This is a genomic window from Moorena sp. SIO4A1 (assembly GCF_010672065.1).
Classification (GTDB): Bacteria; Cyanobacteriota; Cyanobacteriia; order Cyanobacteriales; family Coleofasciculaceae; genus Moorena.
This window is the reverse complement of sequence record NZ_JAAHHX010000445.1, coordinates 1-1,875: the sequence shown is the minus strand read 5'-3', so window position 1 is coordinate 1,875 and position 1,875 is coordinate 1. Positions and strand designations below refer to the sequence as shown.

Below are 1,875 nucleotides of genomic sequence, written 5' to 3'. Positions count from 1 at the left end.
TTGAATAAAGCTTTTGGCTACACCAAAACGTTGAGCTAAGTTTCGAATTGATAATTTTTCTTTGTTATGAATTTATCTAATTTTTTGGCGAAAGTCAAGAGAGTAAGGTTTCATACAAAATTTTGATAACTAACTATTTAATCTATTTACAATTGTACCTTATAGCTATGAGAAACGCTATAGACAAAATTAAAATTACTACATAAGCTATTCATATAAGCTTCCATGGAGTCAAAACATGAAGTGATTTATAGCATCAACTCTGTTAGCAATATCTATACTTATTAAGGTAAATTATAACTAATAAATTTGTGGGTTATTAAACTATAAACTAGAGGTAAAACATACTCATAATCTTGAATAAATCAGCATTTTATTCAAAAGTATTTGATCCAATTTTTGCTTGGAAACAATATCTATGAAATTTGCCTATTATTTAAGAAGATGACCGTTGAACCCTTTTGCCATGGTACCTACCAAGGAACGGAGTTCACCCCAGTCACATTTGAAATTGCACAGAAGCAAAAAGTTGCCCTTTGCCTGTGCAAGGGTAAAGGGAATGCCCATTTCTTCTGTGACCGTGCCCATACAAGTATATAGGAGTATCAGCAGATACCATGTCTCAACCCATAAAAATTCTGGCTTTTGCTGGGAGTGCCCGCATCGAATCTTTCAATAAAAAGCTGGTCAAAATTGCTGCTGAGGAAGCTAAAGTGGCTGGAGCCGAAGTTACCTACCTAGACCTGCTGGATTATCCCATGCCTATATTTAACGAAGATTTGGAGGCTCAAGAGGGACTGCCAGATACAGTTCTTCAGTTCAAAGCTTTGCTGAGAAGCCATCAGGGATTCCTAATTTCCTGTCCAGAGTACAACGGCTCAATTACGCCCCTGCTCAAAAATGTCATTGACTGGGCCTCGCGCCCAGATCCCCAGGAACCATCGATGGCACTCAGTGGCTTTAAAGGCAAAGTCGCAGCCCTATTAGCCACGTCTCCAGGTGGCTTAGGGGGAATGCGGGGATTAGTTCACGTTCGCGCAATTTTAGAAGGGATTGGCGTCTTCGTGATTCCCGATCAAAAGGCGATTCCAGGAGCCTATCAGGCCTTTGATGACCAGGGTAACCTCAAGGATGAGAAGCAGCTGAAGGCTGTGCAGGCGATCGCCACCAAACTCGTTGATGTAACAGCTAAATTATCACAGTAGTGATTAGGATGGGAGGAATACAGGAGTAACAGTAGCACCTTCCCATCGAATTATTACGGCTATTCTAGAAAAATCCAGTGATGGCTGGATTTTTCTCAGGGTTCAAAATACTAAGATTTATGCAAAGTCAGGTTAGGTTCCTTTTCACTATTCTTAGTTAGAACTAGAAATCGTGATACAAGTTTTTGACTAATTTAAACATAAACCTGCCGTCGTCAATGGCAATATCAACCTCCACTATCGGATCGGCGGTGAAGGAAAACCAGTCATCTTACTCCATGGATGCCCTCAACATTCACTCATGGGGCATACCGTTGCACCATTACTTGCCTTAAATCACCTTAAATCAATCAAAATCATCAAACTATTAGAGGTCTTTCACCATGAGTAAGATTGAATTACTCACACCGGAAAATTCTGTTCTTTTATTTATTGATCATCAACCTCAGATGGCCTTTGGAGTTGTGAATATTGATAGTCAACTCTTGAAAAATAATGTTGTCGCCCTTGCCAAGGCAGCGAAAGTATTTAATATTCCAACCATTCTGACCACAGTTGAAACAGAAAATTTCAGCGGTTACATGTGGCCTGAATTGCTTGATGTTTATCCTGAGCATGATTTGCTAGAGCGCACCAGTATGAACTCCTGGGATGACCCAAAGGTTCGAGA

The 1,875-nt window shown here is 40.1% G+C and carries 2 protein-coding genes and 2 pseudogenes; 3 read left to right on the top strand and 1 reads right to left on the bottom strand.

What is annotated here, in order from left to right:
• Positions 1-114, bottom strand: a pseudogene (locus F6K53_RS39280) (IS630 family transposase); the annotation flags it as partial.
• 330 nt (positions 115-444) lie between these two features.
• Between F6K53_RS39280 and F6K53_RS39275 the strand changes: the two are divergent.
• The 3 genes and pseudogenes from F6K53_RS39275 to F6K53_RS39265 form a co-directional block, all read left to right on the top strand.
• Positions 445-600, top strand: a complete 156-nt coding sequence (locus F6K53_RS39275; protein WP_293085339.1) for a hypothetical protein — start codon at positions 445-447, stop codon at positions 598-600.
• Positions 601-617: 17 nt separating this feature from the next.
• Complete coding sequence (locus F6K53_RS39270) at positions 618-1,205, top strand: NAD(P)H-dependent oxidoreductase (RefSeq protein ID WP_293085336.1); 588 nt, start codon at positions 618-620, stop codon at positions 1,203-1,205.
• A 383-nt stretch (positions 1,206-1,588) separates the two neighbouring features.
• Positions 1,589-1,875: pseudogene (locus tag F6K53_RS39265) on the top strand (isochorismatase family protein); the annotation flags it as partial.